The organism is Candidatus Methylospira mobilis, from assembly GCF_009498235.1.
Classification (GTDB): Bacteria; Pseudomonadota; Gammaproteobacteria; order Methylococcales; family Methylococcaceae; genus Methylospira; species Methylospira mobilis.
On record NZ_CP044205.1, the window covers coordinates 120630 to 140675 of the forward strand.

A 20046-nucleotide genomic window follows, 5' to 3' on the forward strand; every position below is an offset into this window, starting at 1 on the left:
AGCTAAGCTCTGGAATTAACACGGATGCAGATTGGGTGGTGTGAACTGCGATGCTGACCATCAATCATTTTGTGAGTATTGAAAGCTGGAGATATATACATGAAAAACTATCGAGCATGCACTATCAGAATTGATAACGCTCATCCAATGAATGCCGGCGGTAGCGTTTTCGATGCGAAAAGGGCGGCGCATACGCATCAATTAACAAAGCTGGCAGCTATGTCGGAAATGGCCGGGAATAATAAATCGCCGGCGCCGTTTAAAAAGCAACTTGGCAAAGGCAGTTACAAGACGGTATATATGATAGAAGGCGAACCTCCTGCGCATTTCAAAAGCCTGGATTCCGAATATGTTTTGGCAAAGTTACATATCAAGGAAAAGGAAAATATCAAGGAAAATGAAAATAAATATAATATGGACCGTTTTATTGCAGCAACATTGCAGGATGTTATATCTCAAATGATAGTGCTCGGTCAATATGAAACGACTGTTTTCTTCTCCAATATGGATCAATACGGCAATCCATGCGACTCTGCATATCGATACTGCGTGTATATGGAAAAAATCAGCGGTAAAGAGTGGAAAATTAAAGATTATACGGTAAAGCAGAATGTGCAATTTGCCGGCCGGATATACGAACAGCTTAAATCGTTTCATGGCAGGGGATTCTATCATAGCGATGTGAAACCCGGCAACATCATGATAGTAAATAATGATGCCAGGTTAATCGACTTTGGTGGCTTGAACAGGATTTGGAACGAATATCGAGTGAGCACGCCAAGATACAATCCTTTTTATGGAAATAAAGCGAGGGGGCGTACGTTTTGGGAGTCCTTGCTAAACCGCTTTTCCGAATCGGGAATCATCGACAGGATCGATTTTCCCGATTTGGCTGCAGAGTTCCAGGAAAAATTAAACGAGCTCAATGACGCTATAAAATATGGCGATGTAAAAAAGATATGCTCGGCCGATCTATCCAGGATTAATGAGAAAGGGAAGTTAAGATTGATGTACGGCGTATATATGGATATGGGATCCCTGTATATGATGATATCGGAAATTATAAGCAGTTCGAGCGATAGTAAGGTATTGCAATTGAACCATGATGAAATCTTATGGGAAAGTTGCATCAGGGATTTCTTTTCGCCAAAGGCTATTAAAAGCCTTTTAAATGACCTTGATAATAAACTGGCTATTAATCGTGCGCAGAGCAATGTCTTTAATAATATCATATCCGGCGCAGATGGAATTAGCGTGGAGTGGGCGCCGTATTACGGCATAAATCTAAACGATATGTCGAACGATTTGTTTCGGTTGGAAAATGCATATGCACAGGCCGGCGGCGCACAGCAGCCGGATCGGGTTGAGGTTTCGCTTGGCTTAGAAAGCCTTAACGATTCCGGTAAAACCTTTCTTGCAAAAGAGATTAAATGCCTGCAATATATTTTAAGACCCATTGCCGCTTCCGACTCAGGCGGCGCGAAAAAAAGCAATACGAAAGGCAGAGCATTGCTTGTTGTTTATAGCGCGCTGGCTAATTGCGGCTCGCGCACGCACCTTAAAACGATTCTTGAAAGGTTTTTGTATGTTGCTTTGATCAACAGGCACGGATCAGGCCTGTTCATTAGACATAAACAGATAACAGATACATTCGGAAAAATATATGATCGTATAATTGAATGCGATAGAAATCCAATGCAGGATGAAAATAAGAGGCCAATTCTTAATGACAAGCAGAGTAGCAAACTGGTTGCCTCCGTGCTGGGTTTTGAAGACCATCTCGATGCTTTTGGCAATGTCGAAATGTTTTACAACGCTTTCAAGGAAAGCCAGCATGGCAAGGGGTATGATTTTGTTTTCAATTGGATAGGCCATCAGGGTAGGGCGGAGCAAATTATCGAATGTATCGAAAGAGACTTCACTTACGCAGGAGGTAATCGGCAATTTACCCGCCAGGCGCTGAAACGTAATAATAGAGGGAATGTAAAGTTAAAAGATGCTGCGGATCCGAATGCCGCGGATGTAGAACAAAAAGCCTACGCATTGCATGATTACACAGGTAAAACCAACGAAATCGTACAAGCCCTTTTTAAGGATTACAGCTTGAAACCGGAGAATTATATCGCCAAAATACAGGGGCTTGCTGAAATATTGTATGCCTAGAAAATATCTGGTTATGTGCCGTTTCCGATGTTTTACAATTTTCGATATGTTAAGTCCAAAGTAAATGAAGCGCTTTTCTGAAAATCGACCGGAGATCCCCAGGAGTATCGCTGTCGCCGGTAGCGCCATGCTTGATAATGGTGTTTGTTTAAAAAGCAGTATATTGTTAGAATTTATTGTGAGGTAATTATGTCTATATCCGGCAAATGCCTTTGCGGCGCCGTTTCTTATTTATCCGAAGTAAACTACCAGATGTCCGGGAATTGCCACTGCGTGGATTGCAAGAGAATATCGGGCGCCGCTTACGCCCCAATGATGTTTTTTCCCGAAGATAAGCTAATCGTCAATGGAGATTTGAAATACTATTCATCGCCAGGCGGAAGCGGAAGGATGATGCACCGCGGCTTCTGCCCAAATTGCGGCTCTCAGATGTTCGCAAAAATAGAAGCATTGCCTGGTTTAATCGCCGTCAGAGCTGGTACGCTGGATGACCTTTCCAGGTACGATCCAAAAGTCGACTTGTTCATTAGCCATGCTCCTTTTTGGGATGTGATGGATCCCGCATTGCCAAAATTCGAAAAGATGCCCGGAGCTATCGCGTTATATGGGTTAATTAAATAAGTACTCAATCAAATCACAACATTAGCTGGCTGTTGAAAACTCCAAAAACATACTATTGTCTTGTGTTCATATGTTGCGCAGTGTTTCACTAAGGAAGCACGGATCGGTACAAATTGGCTTATTGCGGACAGGTAAAATCAAATAGTTGCTTTAAATGTACGCGCAAAAACCGATTAAATCAGCGTTTCTCTAACAAACTCGGGAAGGATATCTATATCAATTACTTCGAACTTAGAAAAGGAAATTAAAATCGTATTCGATAGATGTAAATCTCACACCGGTTCACTAATAAATAAAAAAAGCTGTCTGATATGTGCGAAATTACTTAAGGCGGATGATGACAATTCAGCTTGCAATATTTTTCATGAGGGAATAAACGACAGAACAAGCGGCTTTAGCAAGGCGATTGATATTAAAACGGGTTTAGGCAAAGTGTCTTCAGCGCCTTCCAAAACAAGATCTGAAATGGAAGCCCTACAACTGCGCAGTTAAGTTAAGCTCGCTTTGGCGGAATGTTGATACAGAATCGAATAGTCCCAGTCCCAAATTCGTCCGAATGAAAACTCAGGAAACCAATATCTGGTATCGACAAATAACAACAAAGGTCATGGAGAAAATTCAGTTGGAAGCCAACGCGATGGCGATACCCAAAATAGGCCAGCAGCAAACCGTTGGGGAAGTGAGGCTAAAAAAAATTAAAAATGCAGAGCCGATCAAATCGATTGTAAATAAACTGTCGGATGCCCAGTACAGTTTTATAAATACTATTGAATATCATACTGCCACAGCGGTTTGGAAACCGGAAGGCGAAAGGCTGCTGCTGTGCAAGGGTTCGGGAAGGTGTTATGGTCAGGCTCTTCTGCTCAATGAACTTATAGAATTAGGCGCTGTAGCTCAAAATCTAAAACCGGATAAGGTATCCGCGAAACATGAAATTCTCGCGAATAGCTTACATATCACCTACAATGATTTATTAGCTTTTTTCAATTCCTCCGACTATCGAGGGTTTGTACCACACTCGGCCAGTCAGTTAAACCTTAATCCGTGGGAAAAAGAAAATTTCGCAGCACAAGTGGGTTGCGTTCTAATTGAGTCCACATTTGAGCGCAACATGTTATCCAGTAATCTCGTTTTGAGAAAAAATCGTATTACTCCCCAGGATAAATTAAATATCGCGCCTGAAGGCGTACTGGCGTCCGCGGCTTTGCCTGACGTTAATCCCGCCGATAAGGATGATGAGTATAAACTCCAGTCCATCCGTTTAAGATACAGAATAGCGGACTTAAAAGAGGATAAATCAACCCCCTTCAAGCTGGGTTTGTATTTGCCGGGCACTTTTGAGTTAGGCATACGTCTTGAAGAAGTAGAAAACGCAGGCGCTTCAGGAATTGTCGACATAGTAACGTATTGGCATGGCGCCAGTTCATCAGGAACGGACATGTATAATCGGGATCAAACCGTCGCGGCAACTGTGCTGATCACTCAGTAGCAGTTTCGAATAGCGCGATGAAGAATCGTTGCGCCTAAAAACTTCTGGTCCTGTCCAAACTGCTCAGACACTCAGCTAGGAGAATGATCTCCACACCTGAGAAGTTTCATGAAAACTCCAAAGCAGGAAACGAACTTATCCAAATCCAGGCGCAACAAGTATTTGCCGCAGTTCAAAGAGCAGGCGCTAAAACGGGCAAAACGTGATGGCGTCCCCTAGGCAGCCGAAGACCTCGGCATTGCTGCTGCAATGCTCTATAACGGGCAAACAAAAAGCCGGAAAACAGCTCACCCTTTCTGAAGATCAGAAACTTCAGCAGGCGGCATTGGCCCGACTGAAACGGAAGGTTGCCCCCATGGAGGATGAGCTATCCTTTCTAAAAAAGGCAGCGGCGTACTTTTTGTCGGTATCTTGCAGTGGGTGTTAGCAATGGAGAAAATGCCCATTTTTGCTGCTTCAGCAAGCGCGTAAGGCTCCGGCGGACGAGGTAAAGCGTGTTTTAGACGATGAAAAGGGGGAACGGGTTCGATCGGAATCACCAAACATCTTAATGATATCTAGCCTAACGAAGGCTGGCTTTGTTTGGCGGTTGTGCTTGAGTTGTTTTCGCGCAAAGTCCTGAGCCGGACCATGGCTGTACGCATGACTGCTACACCGGTCTGCGATGTATTAATGATGGCCTTGTATAGGCGGCGTTTACCTTCAGGGATTATCGTCCATTGAGATCGAGCTAGTCAGCATAGTCCAAACGCCTATCAGGTTTTGCCGGCAAAACAGCAACCGATTTGCAGTATGGGCAAGAAAGGTGGCTGCTATAATAATGCCGATTTGGAGCGTTGGAATCACAGCCTTAAAGTCGAGGCTATACACGGAGAGCGATTCCTGGCCAGGGACGATGCAAACAACATGGCTTCTATTATATTGAAGTGTATTACAATAGAAAGCGACTTTATTCAAAACTGGGCTATTAGCTCTGCCGGTAATGGCGTACGGTTTTACTTGTAACAGCCTTCTTCTGTTGCGACCGATTACAGGAACTCACCATGCTGCACATCCCGAACCTAGAACAGGCAGGTCAGCTTTTCGTCAAGATGATACGCGATCTATCCTGCTCCGAAGCCGGTGTGCGGGCCAAGTTGCTGTTTATCGGGCTTATCCTTTTTCTGCTGGCGTTTAACGGCCTGAACGTACTGAACAGCTACGTAGGGCGGGATTTTATGACTGCTGTCGCTGACCGTGAGCAGTCGGACTATATCCGTCTGGCGCTGTTTTACATCGGCGTTTTTGTGGCGTCTACCGTAGTGGGCGTTTTTCAGCGTTATTTTGAAGAATTGCTGGGTTTGCTGTGGCGTGAGTTCATGACGCCCCGCCTCGTTCAGATCTATCTTCGCTATCCGACCTATTACCGGATGAATGACCGGGTCATACGCAAGAGCGGTATGGGACATCCCGATCAGCGCATAGCGGATGACGTAAAGACGTTTACCACGGTGACCCTGTCATTCGTGCTGCTGTCACTTAACAGTGCGTTTACCATACTGGCATTTTCCGGCGTGCTGTTATCCATCGACCCATGGTTGTTTGGCGCGGCGTTGGCCTATGCCATGATCGGCACCTTATGCATCATCCTGCTGGGCCGTCCGCTGATCGATCTCAATTATGCGCAACTGGATAAGGAAGCGGCTTTCCGCTCCGGCTTGGTTCATGTGCGCGAGCGGGCCGAATCGGTGGCCTTGCTGCATTGCGAGAGCAGGCTGTTGCCTCGTTCGCTGGGTCAATTCGCGGATCTGGCCGGCAATTTCAGGAAAATCATTTCGGTAAACCGTAACATGGGATTTTTTACATCAGGTTACAATTACCTGATACAAATCATTCCGATCCTGCTGGTGGCGCCGCTTTATATGCAGGGAAAAACCGACTTTGGCGTGATAACCCAATCCGCGATGGCGTTTTCAACGCTGGTGTCCGCCTTCTCGATCGTGGTAACCCAGTTTCAATCGCTTTCCTCGTACGTGGCGGTTGTCGAACGGCTGATAAATCTGTGGTACGTGATGGAAATGACGCAGACCGAAACGGTTTCCACCCTGGATGGCAAAGAAGACGACGATCATGTCGCTTACGAAAATCTGACCTTGTTTTCAGCTACCGACGGCCATGTGCTGGTTAAAGATCTCAACATCTCCATTCCCGTCGGAACCCGAGTCATCGTTTCCGGCACCGATGCCAGTGTCAAGGACGCGCTGTTCAAAGCAACCGCCGGGGTATATGACGCGGGAAGCGGATTGGTGCGCCGGCCGTTTATGGATCGTATCCTGTTTCTGCCAGAACGGCCATATCTTCCTCCCGGAACACTGCGTCAGGCTTTGGTCAATGTAGGCAGCGCTTCCGCGCACACCGATGAAAGTATCGAAGCCGTTCTGCGTACCTTGGGGATAGCTGATATTGTGGTGCGCGTGGAGGGAATGGACGTTCAACATCATGACTGGGATACGGTGCTTTCGTTGAACGAACAGCGTAGCGTGTCGTTCGCTCGCATCCTGCTTGACGCGCCTCGTTTCGCGGTGATTTACGACCCCTTCAAGGACTGCGACGCCGAGATTGCGTTCGAACGGTTGCGCGCGCTGACCGAACATGGAATCACTTATCTGACTTTCGGACCGGAGGGGCGCGAGGAAGGCGATAAACTGTCGCAATACTACGATAATGCGCTCGAAATCAAAGCGCAAGGCGCATGGTCCTGGCGGACCATCCGGCCCCATGCGCCGCGCCAAACATAATGTGCGCATTGGAATAATTTCAATCTAAAAAATCCGGGTAATTATTCGGTAAGTGACGATGAGCAATGACCGAAGCAGCCGGGTTAAGGCAAGCCAGTAAATGTATCCGTTGGTTTCCGGGCGGGTAGGCGCCTTGCCTGTATATATTGAAAATTATTGGCAATTATTCGGCAACCGATATCGGAGGCGTGAGTTTTTTGCGCATCTCAAGCACGTTGCCATCAGTGCATTTGTAGTAATCCACCGTATCCATCAGTTGTTTGATTACGAAGATCCCCCGCCCGCCTTCATCAAGGGCCTCGAAATCGGGCGATTGCACCTGTTTCAAGTCGAAACCTTCGCCATGGTCGTAAACCTTGATGCATAAGTAATCGCCGTCGATGTGGATGTGCACCCGCAACTTGTCGCACTTGTCAGGCGGGGGCGTGTGCTCAATGGCGTTAGCCATGGCTTCCGTCAGCACCAGATTCAGGTGATAGCCCAGCAGATCTCTGTCTCCGTTATATTCCTTGATTTCATGCATCAACACTTCCGCAAGATTACCGACCAGGCTCAGGTAACGGGTATTAGGCGGAACCGCGATTTGCAAATCAATATCGGTCTCGTTCATGAGTGTTTCCCCCCTTCGATATGATCCAGCGCTTCTTGCTGGCTGAGATAAATGTCGAATACCCGCTGTAAACGGGTCAATTCGAACATCGATTGTACTCGCGGCTGAAGGCCGTGCAGCACCAGACTGCCCTGATGCAGGTTGGCATTCTTGTAGCCGGAAAGCAGGGCGCCCAACCCCGAACTATCGATGAAGCTAACCATCGACAGGTCTATAATCACCGCTTTGGCTTCGGCTTCCAGCAGCCGTTTCAAGTATTCCTTCAGATCGCCGGAGTTATTGGCGTCAAGCCTCTCTTCCCTTACGAACAGCAGGGTTTTGCCGTTCCTGTCTTCCGCCGTAATATTCATGCTTAAACCTTTAACTGGAGAATTCCGCGAAGTAACCGATCGGCACGTCATACCGGCATGGGCTCACGCCGGTAGCCAGCGGGGCAAGACCTGTCCTGAGCGGCTTTTGCGCCAAGTAGCCGAGTGGAACGTTAATTCACAAGACGTACCGAACGTCCGGGTTCCGTCTATCCATGACGGAACAGCATCAGCTTTCATAATCCAACTCATCATGGCGCAAGCGTCGCACCCTCACTTCAGATTCATCACCGCCATGCTGACGTCGTCCGCCAGAGGCGCCGCGCCGCGGAAAGAATGAAGGGCATCGACCAGCCCCCGGATTACCTTTTCCGGGGCAACACCCCGGTACGAGGAAAACAGCTCGCACAAACGGGGTACATCGAAAAACTCGCCTTGTTCATTCAGCGCTTCGGTAACGCCGTCAGTATACAACAGCAAGCGGTCGCCACTTTCGATTTGCAGGGTTTTTTCCTCGAAGACAACGTTCCTTTTTACGCCGAGGATCAGCCCATCCGAATCCAGCGGTTCACAGGCGGTAGCGTTTGCGCGGGACAGCAAGGGGCAGTTATGTCCGGCATTGGCATAGGACAAGCGGAGAGTTGTAAGATCGAGCCGCAGGTAAAACATGGTGATAAACAGTTCCGAGCCGGTCAGATCATCATACAAAACTTCGTTTAGCAACGACAGAATTTGAGCGGGGCCGTGTTTGACGCCGCCGGCAAGCGACAATCGCGTTTCCGCCCTCAGCGCGCTTCGCATTTCGGTCATGATCAGTGCCGCGCCGACACTGTGTCCGGATACGTCGGCTATGACCAGATCGAGCATGTTGTCGGTATGGAAATAGTCGAAATAGTCGCCGCCGACATGGGTTGCCGGCAGGCAAACGCCAGCGATCGCTGCACGGTCAATATCTAACGGACGTTTCGGCAGCAGCGACATCTGGATTTGCTTGGCGATCTCCAGTTCGTGGCGCTCCTCGGATGCGCGCCGCAGTTCCGTTACGTCGGTATGCACCCCGATAAAGTGAGTCAATAATCCCTCCGCATCCCGCACCGGTGAAATGCGCAGCTCGTTCCAGAAGGGAGAGCCGTCCTTGCGGTAACACTTAAGCACCACGTCGCAGTGGCGTCCGTCGCTCATGGCCTGGGCGATGGTCTGTAGCGCGGAAAGGTCGGTGTCCGTTCCTTTCAGCAGGAGCATGTTGTCCCCCAGCAGTTCCTCGCGGCCATAGCCTGTGATGCGCGATAGCGCGGGATTGATGTAAATTTTAGGATAGCCCGGACTACGCGCATCAGAAATGTCGATGCCGACGCTGGCTGCTTCGAGCGCTTGCGCGTAAAGCCTGAGCGCGTCTTCATAAAGCTTGCGTTCGGTGACGTTATGATCGACGCCACGCCATTTCAACAGTCCTCCTTTGGCGTCGAAAATCGGTTTTCCTGTGGATTCGGTGATGACTTCGTGGCCGTCCCGATGCCGGTATCTGTTCAATAAATGGCTGAACGGCTGATGGTTGACGGGAGACGCCAGGTGGTTCCAGCGCGCTTTGTCCGCCGGCGTAAGCAGGTCGAGATAATTCTTGTTGAGAACTTCTGCCGGTTCGTAGCCCAGAATTTCACGCACCGCGCTGCTGCAATAAATATAATGCCCGCCGGAATCCTGTTCCCAAAGCCACTCCCCGACCATTTCCGCGACTTGGCGAAAACGTTCCTCGCTTTCCTTTAGCGCTTCCTTGTCCCGTTTGATTTCGCTGATATCCTGAAGAATGGCGAGATATTGCGAAATTTCTCCCGAAGCGTTACGGATCGGCGAGATGGTTTGCAGAGCCCAATACAGCTCACCGGTTTTTTTACAGCCCTGGATTTCTCCCTGCCATTCGCTGCCGCCAAGCAAAACCTCGCATGCAGGAGTAAATATTACGCCGGGAAATAATTCCGACGGTACCTGTCCTACGACGTCTTCGAGACTGTAGCCTGTCAGCCGCGTGTAACTGGGGTTGATATATTCGATTACGCCGTTGGCGTCGGCTATCAGCACCGCGTTGAGTCTTTTTTCGACTGAGCGTGTGAGCGTTTGCAACGTTGCCCCGGCGCGTCTCCGTTCGGTGAAGTCGGGCGGGGCGGGATGACAGCGCAGCAAAACCCGGTCGGTTTCCTGGTCCACCCGGATACGGTCCAGCGTGCAGGAAATCAGGAGCGGGGAACCATCCTTGCGCATGAGTTCGGAGGTTTGCTGTTGGTGATCTTGCGTGGAGGCCAGGAATTCCGTTGCCGGGATTTTGACGGGCGCGAATGTTTGACTTAAGTCTTCGTCCTGCTGAAATCCGAGCATACGCAGGGCGGCGCTATTGACGGTCAATAAGCGTCCGCCGGAATCTAAAATACAGACGCCGTCCTCCAGTGCGTTTAAAATTGATTGAAGCATTTAGTCAACTGCATTCGATACATCCGCCGTTAAAGGTTTCTTGTGACATTTTTAGTCCAGAAATCATGGAGCCTCCAAATTCTGTTCTATGTGATACTTTATAAGTAACTCAGCCCTGAATCGTCCCTGCGGGCTGTTCCCGGCAAAAGCTGCGATGCTCAGCGCGGCCAATGGAGGGAAAGATCAAAAGCATTATGTTGCCATACCCTATTTGATGTCTGGAACCAGCTAACTACCTGCCTTGCAAATTCGCATAAGCCAGCACCAGCCATTTGACGCCCGATTCGGCAAACTTGACCTGCACGCGCGCCTGAGCGCCGCTGCCTTCCGCCTGCAAAATAACGCCTTCGCCGAATTTGGCGTGAAAGACGGATTGCCCCAGCCTGAAACTTCCGCCGGCCGCCGCAGAGCCATCCTCGAAGCCGGAGCGCGCAGCTGCCTCGTACGAAGCAACCGGGCGGTTTACATTGGCTCTGGCGCGCACTTCCTGGCAGTTTTCGGCGGGAAGTTCGTTCAGAAAGCGCGAGGGCCTGGCTCTATGCTCCTTGCCGTACAGCCGCCGCGATTCGGCATAAGTCAGGTAAAGCAGTTTTTGCGCGCGGGTGAGGCCGACATAGCAAAGGCGGCGCTCTTCCTCCAGCCGTCCGGGTTGCTCCAGCGACTGCATGCTGGGAAAAAGCCCTTCTTCCAGTCCGACGATGAACACCAGCTCGAACTCCAGCCCCTTGGCCGAATGCAGACTCATCAATTGCACGCAGGCCTGATACGGATCGCCCTGGGCTTCTCCGGCCTCAAGCGCGGCATGAGCCAGAAAGCGCTCCAGCGGCGTGGCCGATAAGTCTTCTTCCGCGCCGGGGGGTTCCGCTTCGAACTGGCGCGCCGCAGTGACCAGCTCCTCCAGGTTTTCGACGCGCGTTTCCGCCTGTTCGCCCTTTTCCTTGCGATAGTATTCGAGCAGTCCCGAATTTTCGATGGCTAGCCGTATTTGTTCGTGTAAAGGCCGGTCCGCCATGCGTTCGGACAAGGCGTTTATCAGGTCGATGAAGCCGCCCAGCAGCGTTTGCGCGCGCGCCGGTAAATCGTTTGCGGTGCGGGCGTGCAGCGCGGCTTTCCATAAAGTCAGCTGTTGCGCCCTGGCCAGATTGCGCAGATAGTCGATGGTTCTCGCGCCTATGCCGCGTGTCGGGGTATTGATGATACGCTCAAAGGCCGCATCGTTGTCGCGATGCGTCAACAGGTAAAGATAGGCGAGGGCATCCTTGATTTCCTGGCGCTCGAAGAATCGCAGCCCGCCGTAAACCCGGTAGGGAATGCCCATCGCGATCAGTTTTTCTTCGAACTGGCGCGATTGCGCGTTGGAACGATAAAGTATTGCGCACTCCAGCGGACTGCCGCCTTCCTGTATCCAGCGCCGGATGCGATCAACGACGAAATAGGCTTCGTCCTGCTCGTTGAACGCCGCATACAGCGCTATGGGGTCTCCTGCGCCGCTGTCGGTCCAGAGGTTTTTGCCCAAACGGCCGTCGTTGTGGTCGATCAGCGCGTTGGCGGCGTTCAGAATGTTGCCGGTGGAGCGATAGTTTTGCTCCAGCCGGATTATCTGGTGATTCGGATAGTCACGCTGGAAGCTGTGCAGGTTTTCGATTTTTGCGCCGCGCCAGCCGTAAATCGATTGGTCGTCGTCGCCGACTACGCACAGGTTGTCGTTATCCCTTGTCAGCAGATTGAGCCAGGCGTATTGGATACTGTTGGTATCCTGGAATTCATCGACCAGCACATGACGGAAGCGCTGCTGATAATGCGCCAGCGCTGCAGGGCTATCGCGCAGAAATTCGTGCGCTCGCAACAGCAGTTCGGCAAAATCGACCAGGCCTGATTGTTCGCATAGCGTTTCGTATTCGCGATAGATGCGCTGTAACTGCCTTTCAGCCGGGTCGTAGGACTCCTGCAGATGGCATGCGCGTCTGCCTTCTTCCTTGTGACCGTTGATATACCATTGAATCTGCCGCGGGGGCCAGCTGGTTTCCTGCAGCTCGAGTTGTTTGAGTATGCGGCGGAGCAGGCGGTATTGATCGTCGGAATCGAGTATCTGAAAGCTTTCCGGCAGACCTGCCTCGCGCGCATGCCTGCGCAGCAGGCGGTTCGCCAGGCCGTGAAAGGTACCCATCCACATGTTGCCCGCCGGAAAGGAAAGCAGTTGCTCTATGCGTCCGCGCATTTCACGCGCGGCCTTGTTGGTGAAGGTCACGGCCAGAATGCTGTAGGGCGAAACGTTTTCAACGCGCATCAGCCAGGCGATGCGGTGCACCAGCACGCGGGTTTTGCCGCTACCGGCGCCGGCAAGCACCAGCATCGCGTGCGGCGGGGCGGTAACCGCCGTGCGTTGGGCTTCGTTGAGTGATTCTATGATAGAAGTGATGTCCATATGTCTATTTTACATGTTTATCTTGCGTAAATCGGCTTATGCCTGCAAAATCATCAGACCTACTTAAGAGGAGGGTAAAATGAGCTTCGACTATAAAAAAATGTTAAAAAAAGAAGAAATCAATGTCGGCTTGAAAGAGCAAAAGATACGCTACGGCGTTGCGGCCGCAGCCGGTGTCGCGTCTGCGTTTCTGGGTAACATCCCCTTGCTGCTGGTTGCCGGCGCGTTGGCTGCGTCCGGGTTTACACGCTGGTGTCCCGTTTATTCCGGGTTGAGCAAGAGTACGGTGGACCCTAATGAACCGCCTCCCGGTCCAGGCTGCTGCGGCGGTTCGCACAGCGAAGAACAGGGCAAGCATACGGAAGACAAATAGTCACTGCAGCCAGGAAAAGCCTATCCTTGATCCGGTTCGCACGTATAAATCCGCGAGCCGGGTCGACACGGTTTCTACCGCTATCGTGCGCAGCTTTATTCCTCTCGTCGATATTCGCCTTCGATGGTGCTGTTTGTTGCGGTATTGCCAGGATTTGATGACGCCTGTTGTTCGAAGCGGCGTTTCAATAACCACTCTGTAATCAGTTTGCGGGTTTGCGGCAACAGGCATAGCAGACCGGCCAGATCGGACAGGAAGCCGGGCAGCAGCAACAGCACACCGCCGGCCAGAATCACAAAACCATCCATCAATTCAACGGCCGGCAGTTCGCCGTTCAGCAGGCTTTGTTGAACGCGTAGCCATATTGCCAATCCCTGTGTACGCAGCAAGCCGGTGCCTATGGTTGCGGCGGTAACCAGCAGCATGATCGTAGGTATGAATCCGATTGATGAGCCGATTTTTATCAATAGATAAACCTCAAGGACAGGCAGGCTAAGCAGGGTAATCCATGCGAGTTGCGGTATGTTCATATGGCGGTTCCTTATGTCGCGTAGAGAGCGCTGACGTAATATTTCGGGTTGAGTGGAAAAGCTTATGGCGTTGATGGTGGTCTGCCTTCAGTACGGCAGGCGTTTCCTGGGCATAGTCGAAACGTACGCCTCGAATGGAAAAACCTAACGGCATAGGACCCAATGCCAAGAGGGCAGTACTGTTATGCATGCATCGTACTGTCAGTAACCGTTCATCCGGGCCGTTTATGTGTTCTCGATGATGCCTGAAACAGAAGACAGTTTTTGACGGATAGTCTAGTATTGTATGCTCAACTGGCTTGATTCAGAACTAAAACAATAACAGAAGGGGGTTGCATGTTTAGTGGTTTGATTTCCATCGCCGTTGCATTCTGGTTTTATCGTACCGCGAACGCCAAATCCGCACCGGCATTGCAGTGGGCGGGCGTCGGTTTCATTACATATTTATTGCCCAACCTGATTTGGACTTTTACGTTGACCAAGCCGCTGGTGAAAAGCCTGCATACGCAAAACGCGGGCTTTTCCGCTACGCTGGTGAGTCATTCAGGTATTTTGGTCGGTGTGACCGTTGCGGTATTTGTCTGGTACGCGGTTCTTGACAAGCTCAAGACGGACCCCAGGCGGGAAGAGTAGTGGGTTCTGTACGCCCGGACAAGCGCCGTAGAGCGCTTGTCCGGGCGTACAGAGACTAGCTCAGAGCTTATCCGCATTCGAGCTCAAATAAGCCGCTACGCCATCCGGCGTTGCTTTCATGCCTGACTGGCCCTTGCTCCAGCCTGCCGGGCAGACTTCGCCGTGCTCTTCGGTAAACTGAAGCGCATCGACGACGCGCAGCAGTTCGTCGAAATTGCGGCCCAGCGGCAGATCGTTGACAACCTGGTGGCGGACCAGGCCGCTTTTGTCGATCAGGAAGCTGCCGCGGTAAGCAACGGCAGCGCCCTCTTTCTCGACATCGTAAGCCTTGACTATCTCATGACTTACATCCGCTACCAGCGTGTATTTGACCGGGCCGATGCCGCCTTTGTCTACCGGGGTATTCCGCCAGGCATTGTGAGTGAACTGTGAGTCGACCGATACGCCGATGACTTCAACGCCACGCTTTTTGAACTCTTCCACGCGATGATCCAGTGCGATCAGTTCGCTGGGACAGACAAAGGTGAAATCCAGCGGGTAGAACACAATGGCCGCATACTTGCCGCCGGTTTCCTTGGACAGGGTGTAGCTGTCGACGATGGTGCCATCGCCTAAAACTGCTGCTGCAGTGAAATCAGGGGCTGTTTTTCCAACTAAAACGCTCATCAGATATCTCCGTGAATTTAGTGTGTTGCTAAAAGTGGATAGACCAGACCTCGTGGATATAGCATCGAGGTACCAACCAAATTGTACAGAAAATCACTGGGTATTTCTCTTCTCTGTAAAATCGAATCGTAACTATTCGTTTTCGACGCCGGAGCAGGGCTGGTGCGCTGTTGCAGAATAACGTTGCCATCGCGCATGCGTACGGTAATCACTAACCCATGACGCAATTGCCTCAGCCGGCATCGGCCGCGCGATGCCATAACCCTGGGCCAGCTCGCAGCCCATATTCAGCAATACCGTGCCATGTTCGCAGGTTTCCACGCCTTCGGCGACGACTTCGCGCTTGAATGCCCGGGCCAATGCGATGACGCCGTTGACGATGGCGTGATCCTCAGGATCGTCGATCATGTCGCGTACGAAACTCTGATCGATCTTGACGCTGTCTACCGGCAGGCGGCGCAGGTAAGTCAGCGACGAATAGCCGGTGCCGAAATCGTCCAGCGCGAAGCCGACCCCCAGCTCCCTGCGGCACAGCGCGATGACTTCGCTGACGCGTCCCAGATCGTTCAGCACGCTGCTTTCCACTACTTCCAGCTGCAGCCGGCGCGCCGGGATGACGGGGTGCTGGGCCAGCAGCGCGTGCAGCGTGATAAAAAAATCCGGATCCTGCAGGTGGCGCGGCGCAATATTGACGCTGACTTCGATTTCCAGGCCGATGCCGCGCCAGCTATCCAGCTGCGCCAATGCGGTATCGATCACCCAGTTGCCGAGCACAATCTCGAACGCGCTGCCTTCCACAGCCGGCAGAAAAGCCGCCGGCGCTACGATGCCGCGCTCGGGATGATTCCATCGTATCAAGGCTTCCATGCCGACCACCTCGCCGCTGGACATGTTGACTTTGGGCTGATAGAACAGGCAGAACTCCTTGCGCACAAAAGCGGCTTCGATCTGCTCCAGTTGCCGGCTTTGGCGCTGCATCTGTTGCGCCTGCTCGCTATCGAACAGGCAATAGCGGTTGCGTCCGGAGGTCTTGGCCAGATACATGGCCTGATCGGCATGGCGCAGCAAGGTATCGGGGTCGGCGTCGTCGCGGGGGTATAGCGTTACGCCGGTGCTGGCGGCGACATTGACCGCCTGGCCGCCGATCAAATACGGTTGCGCGATGGCCTGGTGGATACGCACCAGCACCTGTTCGCATTCGTCGAACGACTGCAGATCGTTAATCAGCAACGCGAATTCGTCGCCGCCGAGGCGCGACAGCGTATCCTCTCCGCGCAGACTGCTCTGAATGCGGTTGGCGACCTCGATCAGCAGTTGATCGCCGGCGTCATGACCGAGCGAGTCGTTCACCTGCTTGAAGCCGTCCAGGTCGAGATAACACACCGCGAGCAGCGCCGACTCGCGCCGGCTGTAAGAAATGGCCTGATTGAAGTGCTTGGCGAACAGCACGCGGTTGGGCAGTTGGGTCAGCGCATCGTAGTGGGCCATCAGTTCGAGCGCCTGCTGCTGCTGCTTGGTTTGGGTGATATCGGAAAACAGCGCGACATAGTGCAGCACGATGCCATGATCGTCGCGCAGGGCCGAAATGGTCAGGCGTTCGGCATAGAGATCGCCGTTTTTCTTGCGGTTCCAGAGTTCGCCCTGCCAGTGTCCGGTTTCGGTTAAGGCGCACCACAGCGTGGTGTAAAATTCGGGGGGTTGCTTGCCGGAGCGCAGGAAACGAGGCGTTTGTCCGATGGCCTCGTCGCGCGTATAGCCGGTGATGGCGCAAAAGGCCGGATTGACATCAATGATCAGATTATGCACGTCGGTGATGATGATGCCTTCATGGGTTTCATTGAAAACCCGGTCGGACAAGGTCAGTTTTTCTTCTATTACGGCGCGCGCTCGCGCGCTGTCCAGCTCGTTGAGGGCAAAGCTGATGTTGTTGCACATGTTTTGCAACAGCCCGGTTATTTGTTCATCAAACGCGCCGCGCTCCTGGCTGTATACCGAAAGCACGCCCCAGACTTGTCCTCCTCTCGATATGGGTATCGCTGCGCTGGATAGGCAGTCGAAGCCGGAATACTTTATTTTCCAAAGCTCCAGGCCGGGGTTGCTGTTATTATTGCTGAATATGGGCTTGTTTTCGCGCAAGGCGGTTCCGGTTGGGCCGCATCCTTCGGGCCCGTCCGCCTGCATCGATATTTCAATTCCGTCCAGATAGGTTTTGGCTTGCTCGTCGTACCAGGCGACCGGCACTATGCTACGCTTGTTGTAATCGGCTACGCCTATCCAGACCATGCACATCTGTCCGTCTTCCATGGTAATCCGACAGATGGTATCCAGCAGCGCATTCTCGTTCCTGCAGTGAATGATGGCTTCATTGCAGTGCAGCATGGCTGTATAGAGCATGCCGACGCGTGCGAGACGTTTTCCATTTTGCTTTTGCTGGGTGATGTCTCTCGATGCGGCGCAGATGAAAGTCGAATCGTCAAGGGTAAATGGACGCGCCGTGATTTCCACGTCTATCAGGTGACCGTCGCGGTGTTGATGGCGAGTTTCGAAGCATGTCAATGTGTCGGCGGTAAGGATGATATTAATCGCCTGCAGCGATTTTATCTCGTCATGGTCGATATCCCAGTCGGGAATCCGCATGTGTCCGACGACTGATTCGTCATAGCCCAGCATATCGAGAAAAGCCTGATTGGCCATGACCAGGCGGCCCTCATGGTCGAAGATATGAACTCCGTCGCTGGTTGCGCGAAGGATGGTGTTCAGGCGGGTCTGTTCGCGAGCGGCGCTGCGTTCGGCGCGGATTTTTTCCGCCAGGTGCTGGCGCAGACGTAGAAAAGCGATGATGATAAAGAAAACGCCGGTTAAACCGGTCAGCCCTGTTGCCAGTGAAGTGCTGTTATTGCTGCTTAACGCCTGATTTTGCCGTTCTTGCAGCCGCACCTCCTCGACTTGTTCCATTTCGGTAACCAGTTTGCGAATTTCCTTGATGAGCGGGCCGTCGTATTGGGAAGTAACCGCCTTGGCGACGTCTTCCAGTCTGGTTTGTTTGCGGAGTTCGGAGGTTTGATCGGTTAAACGGAACAGCTCTTCGGTCTGTTTTTGCAGTGTATTCAGTTTCTGCTGCTGGGCGGCGTCGCGCAGACTATGCCGGCTCAGCAACTTCAGGTTTTCGACGAGCCGTTCCCTGGAGCGCGCCAACAGAGGCAGGCAATCCATCTGTCCCGTCAGTAGAAAGCCATGGTTGGTAGCCGAGATGATTTCCACCTCGGTCATGACGGATTCGAGCAGTCTCAAAATATCAATGGATTGGGTAACGGAAGCGTAAGTCAGGCGCAGTTGATGAGAATTGACGCGTAATGCGCTTCCCGACAGCAGCATTAACAGCAGCGCTACCGTAAAAAGTATTGCCGGCAGTCGCAGGCGTATGCGTTCATAAGTCTGTGCTGAGGTGCAGTAAGCCAGCGCGCCGATTGACAGCACCAGGAGCCCCAGCGTCCCATGGGTGGTCATCAGGCCGGTCTGTTTGGGGTAAAGCGTGAGCGGGGCGCAGAACAGGTAGTTGCCGAGCGTGATAGTCGGGATGACGGTCGCGAGGGCCGCCATCAGCAGCGCCGCGCCGCGTTTGCCGGGCTGCTGCAGTGCCAAAATCGCACCGTTCAGTAATATGAAACAAATGCCTCCTTGTGGGGTGATGCGCCCGGGAGAAGTGTTGGTGAAAGGGATGCCGTCAGGCATCGTAAACAGCATTTGGTCTATGCCGAGATCCTGTCCGGTAAGGTATTGGCTGAGAGTCGCCAGAATAAACATCAGTGTTGAGCCCGCGAGGAGCCGTACCAGGAAGCGTAGTGCGGGGTTCTTCGCGGCTGCGGGCGTCAGGCTCAGAGCAAGCCCTGTCAATATGAAGGCAAGCGCAACATTGGGTTTCATTGGCGCCTGCCCGATGACCATGTGTTTGAGGAGCGGGTTCTCCCATGTCCAGCCGGATAATACGCTCAGCCCCAGCAAGGCCGCGACCAGGCCCGCCGTTTTGCCTATGAAATTAAGGAAAAGCGATGGATTTGTATCGGTCATGCCTATCGCAACGCGCTTGACGCACTTCACGGCTTATGATGCGAAGCGCATGGGCGCCGGGCATCTTTCATCGTGTCCGCTTTCGGGCTTGTTGTTTCTATGAAGGCTGGCAGGCGGGGTGGGCAGGCTGCTTCTGACTCGATGTGCATGATCCGGTCTCCGTACGTGAGCATCAGCTTATATAAATCGCCGATTCGCCGCAAGTACGGATGGTGGGGTATTGGTCTCGCCAGCTCTATTCCCGGTCTTGGTCCGCTACGCGTCCGGCTGTGTCGGGCGGAAGCAGGCTGCGAGAAAGGCGCTTATGCGGCTGCCAGTGTAGGGTTGCCAAAAACATCCTGCCAGATGGCTTGCGTCCGGCTGTCCGGGAGGCTGAAAAGCCGCGCAACCAAAGCGCGCGCGCAGTTATATATCTCTATGACCACGCTATCGCCGTCGCGATCTTCCGCGCTGGTGCCTACCACCCAGATGCTGTACGTATCGCCATGCGCAAGCGAAGAGGCGATGTCGTTATTAAGCCACGGGAAGCCAGTGGATTCAGCGTCGGTAATGGAGTGGATTTTGCATGCGTCCGGCGGGGTCTCCGCTTTGGGCGTGTATATCATGCATGGCACCTGCAGGCTGGATAACAGGATCAGTCTCTGTAGCAGGTCTCCGGGCGTTAAGGGCAGGTACCAGGAACTATTATTGCAGCGTGCCGTATCGCTGGGGTATGGATGCGCCGTCAGTTGATTGTTGAGGGCGGGTTGTGTTGCGGGGTGGGCCGTCATTTCTGTGCTGGTGATGGTCGATATCTTGTCGTTCATGTATGTTCCCCCGGCTAAGCATTAAGTTCCAACGGTTTTCGCAAGCTTGGCGATGATGTTAATAATGAAAGCAAAAAAAATGCCATTTGTTTTCATATGTCTGGTGCTTGGGAG

Annotated in this window: 14 protein-coding genes; 6 read left to right on the top strand and 8 right to left on the bottom strand. The window is 52.2% G+C overall.

Translation table 11 applies throughout. From position 1 onward, the window contains the following. Positions 1 to 99 precede the first annotated feature (99 nt). The 4 genes from F6R98_RS00475 (at position 100) to F6R98_RS00490 (ending at position 7050) form a co-directional block, all read left to right on the top strand. On the top strand, positions 100 to 2163 hold the full coding sequence (locus tag F6R98_RS00475) for a protein kinase domain-containing protein (protein ID WP_153247253.1): 2064 nt from the start codon (positions 100 to 102) through the stop codon (positions 2161 to 2163). Positions 2164 to 2352: 189 nt separating this feature from the next. Then, positions 2353 to 2784 (top strand): GFA family protein, encoded by a 432-nt coding sequence (locus F6R98_RS00480; protein WP_153247254.1) that lies wholly within the window; start codon positions 2353 to 2355, stop codon positions 2782 to 2784. A 556-nt stretch (positions 2785 to 3340) separates the two neighbouring features. Next, the gene (locus F6R98_RS00485; RefSeq protein WP_153247255.1) at positions 3341 to 4273 is read left to right on the top strand and encodes a hypothetical protein; all 933 of its coding nucleotides are present in this window, start codon (positions 3341 to 3343) and stop codon (positions 4271 to 4273) included. Positions 4274 to 5316: 1043 nt separating this feature from the next. Further along, on the top strand, positions 5317 to 7050 hold the full coding sequence (locus F6R98_RS00490; RefSeq protein WP_153247256.1) for an ABC transporter ATP-binding protein/permease: 1734 nt from the start codon (positions 5317 to 5319) through the stop codon (positions 7048 to 7050). A 163-nt stretch (positions 7051 to 7213) separates the two neighbouring features. Here the strand turns inward: F6R98_RS00490 and F6R98_RS00495 are convergent, their stop codons facing one another. From F6R98_RS00495 to uvrD, 4 genes are all read right to left on the bottom strand, one after another. Then, on the bottom strand, positions 7214 to 7660 hold the full coding sequence (locus F6R98_RS00495; protein WP_153247257.1) for an ATP-binding protein: 447 nt from the start codon (positions 7658 to 7660) through the stop codon (positions 7214 to 7216). Next, positions 7657 to 8010 (bottom strand): STAS domain-containing protein, encoded by a 354-nt coding sequence (locus F6R98_RS00500; protein WP_153247258.1) that lies wholly within the window; start codon positions 8008 to 8010, stop codon positions 7657 to 7659. The genes F6R98_RS00495 and F6R98_RS00500 overlap by 4 nt, the downstream gene beginning before the upstream one ends. 231 nt (positions 8011 to 8241) lie before the next feature. Beyond that, a complete protein-coding gene (locus F6R98_RS00505) occupies positions 8242 to 10431 on the bottom strand; it encodes a SpoIIE family protein phosphatase (RefSeq protein WP_153247259.1) in 2190 nt (729 codons plus the stop codon). A gap of 232 nt (positions 10432 to 10663) precedes the next feature. Continuing rightward, entirely contained in the window at positions 10664 to 12856 is a 2193-nt protein-coding gene (gene uvrD / locus F6R98_RS00510) for a DNA helicase II (protein WP_153247260.1), read from the bottom strand. Between the two features lie 79 nt (positions 12857 to 12935). On the opposite strand from uvrD, the gene F6R98_RS00515 reads away from it, so the two are divergent. Then, positions 12936 to 13229 carry a YgaP family membrane protein gene (locus F6R98_RS00515; RefSeq protein ID WP_153247261.1) on the top strand — a complete coding sequence of 98 codons (294 nt, stop codon included), beginning with the start codon at positions 12936 to 12938 and terminating at the stop codon, positions 13227 to 13229. A 95-nt stretch (positions 13230 to 13324) separates the two neighbouring features. Here the strand turns inward: F6R98_RS00515 and F6R98_RS00520 are convergent, their stop codons facing one another. After that, complete coding sequence (locus F6R98_RS00520) at positions 13325 to 13759, bottom strand: FxsA family protein (protein WP_153247262.1); 435 nt, start codon at positions 13757 to 13759, stop codon at positions 13325 to 13327. Between the two features lie 336 nt (positions 13760 to 14095). Here F6R98_RS00520 and F6R98_RS00525 point away from each other — a divergent pair, with 336 nt between their 5' ends. After that, positions 14096 to 14392 carry a hypothetical protein gene (locus tag F6R98_RS00525; RefSeq protein WP_153247263.1) on the top strand — a complete coding sequence of 99 codons (297 nt, stop codon included), beginning with the start codon at positions 14096 to 14098 and terminating at the stop codon, positions 14390 to 14392. A 60-nt stretch (positions 14393 to 14452) separates the two neighbouring features. On the opposite strand, the gene F6R98_RS00530 is transcribed toward F6R98_RS00525, so the two are convergent. The 3 genes from F6R98_RS00530 to F6R98_RS00540 all read right to left on the bottom strand — a co-directional run bounded on the left by F6R98_RS00530 (position 14453) and on the right by F6R98_RS00540 (position 19932). Next, positions 14453 to 15058, bottom strand: coding sequence for a peroxiredoxin (locus F6R98_RS00530; RefSeq protein WP_153247264.1), 606 nt, complete (start codon positions 15056 to 15058; stop codon positions 14453 to 14455). 132 nt (positions 15059 to 15190) lie between these two features. Then, positions 15191 to 19126, bottom strand: a complete 3936-nt coding sequence (locus tag F6R98_RS00535) for an EAL domain-containing protein (RefSeq protein WP_153247265.1) — start codon at positions 19124 to 19126, stop codon at positions 15191 to 15193. Between the two features lie 302 nt (positions 19127 to 19428). Then, positions 19429 to 19932, bottom strand: coding sequence for a hypothetical protein (locus tag F6R98_RS00540; protein WP_153247266.1), 504 nt, complete (start codon positions 19930 to 19932; stop codon positions 19429 to 19431). Between the last annotated feature and the right edge of the window lie 114 nt (positions 19933 to 20046).

What these genes read in the sequence shown, in the direction of transcription:
- F6R98_RS00485 (WP_153247255.1), top strand. Translation starts at nt 3,341, where the DNA reads ATGAAAACTCAGGAAACCAATATCTGGTATCGACAAATAACAACAAAG.
- F6R98_RS00530 (WP_153247264.1), bottom strand. Translation starts at nt 15,058, where the DNA reads ATGAGCGTTTTAGTTGGAAAAACAGCCCCTGATTTCACTGCAGCAGCA.
- F6R98_RS00495 (WP_153247257.1), bottom strand. Translation starts at nt 7,660, where the DNA reads ATGAACGAGACCGATATTGATTTGCAAATCGCGGTTCCGCCTAATACC.
- uvrD (WP_153247260.1), bottom strand. Translation starts at nt 12,856, where the DNA reads ATGGACATCACTTCTATCATAGAATCACTCAACGAAGCCCAACGCACG.
- F6R98_RS00490 (WP_153247256.1), top strand. Translation starts at nt 5,317, where the DNA reads ATGCTGCACATCCCGAACCTAGAACAGGCAGGTCAGCTTTTCGTCAAG.
- F6R98_RS00480 (WP_153247254.1), top strand. Translation starts at nt 2,353, where the DNA reads ATGTCTATATCCGGCAAATGCCTTTGCGGCGCCGTTTCTTATTTATCC.
- F6R98_RS00535 (WP_153247265.1), bottom strand. Translation starts at nt 19,126, where the DNA reads ATGACCGATACAAATCCATCGCTTTTCCTTAATTTCATAGGCAAAACG.
- F6R98_RS00475 (WP_153247253.1), top strand. Translation starts at nt 100, where the DNA reads ATGAAAAACTATCGAGCATGCACTATCAGAATTGATAACGCTCATCCA.
- F6R98_RS00520 (WP_153247262.1), bottom strand. Translation starts at nt 13,759, where the DNA reads ATGAACATACCGCAACTCGCATGGATTACCCTGCTTAGCCTGCCTGTC.
- F6R98_RS00525 (WP_153247263.1), top strand. Translation starts at nt 14,096, where the DNA reads ATGTTTAGTGGTTTGATTTCCATCGCCGTTGCATTCTGGTTTTATCGT.
- F6R98_RS00505 (WP_153247259.1), bottom strand. Translation starts at nt 10,431, where the DNA reads ATGCTTCAATCAATTTTAAACGCACTGGAGGACGGCGTCTGTATTTTA.
- F6R98_RS00515 (WP_153247261.1), top strand. Translation starts at nt 12,936, where the DNA reads ATGAGCTTCGACTATAAAAAAATGTTAAAAAAAGAAGAAATCAATGTC.
- F6R98_RS00500 (WP_153247258.1), bottom strand. Translation starts at nt 8,010, where the DNA reads ATGAATATTACGGCGGAAGACAGGAACGGCAAAACCCTGCTGTTCGTA.
- F6R98_RS00540 (WP_153247266.1), bottom strand. Translation starts at nt 19,932, where the DNA reads ATGAACGACAAGATATCGACCATCACCAGCACAGAAATGACGGCCCAC.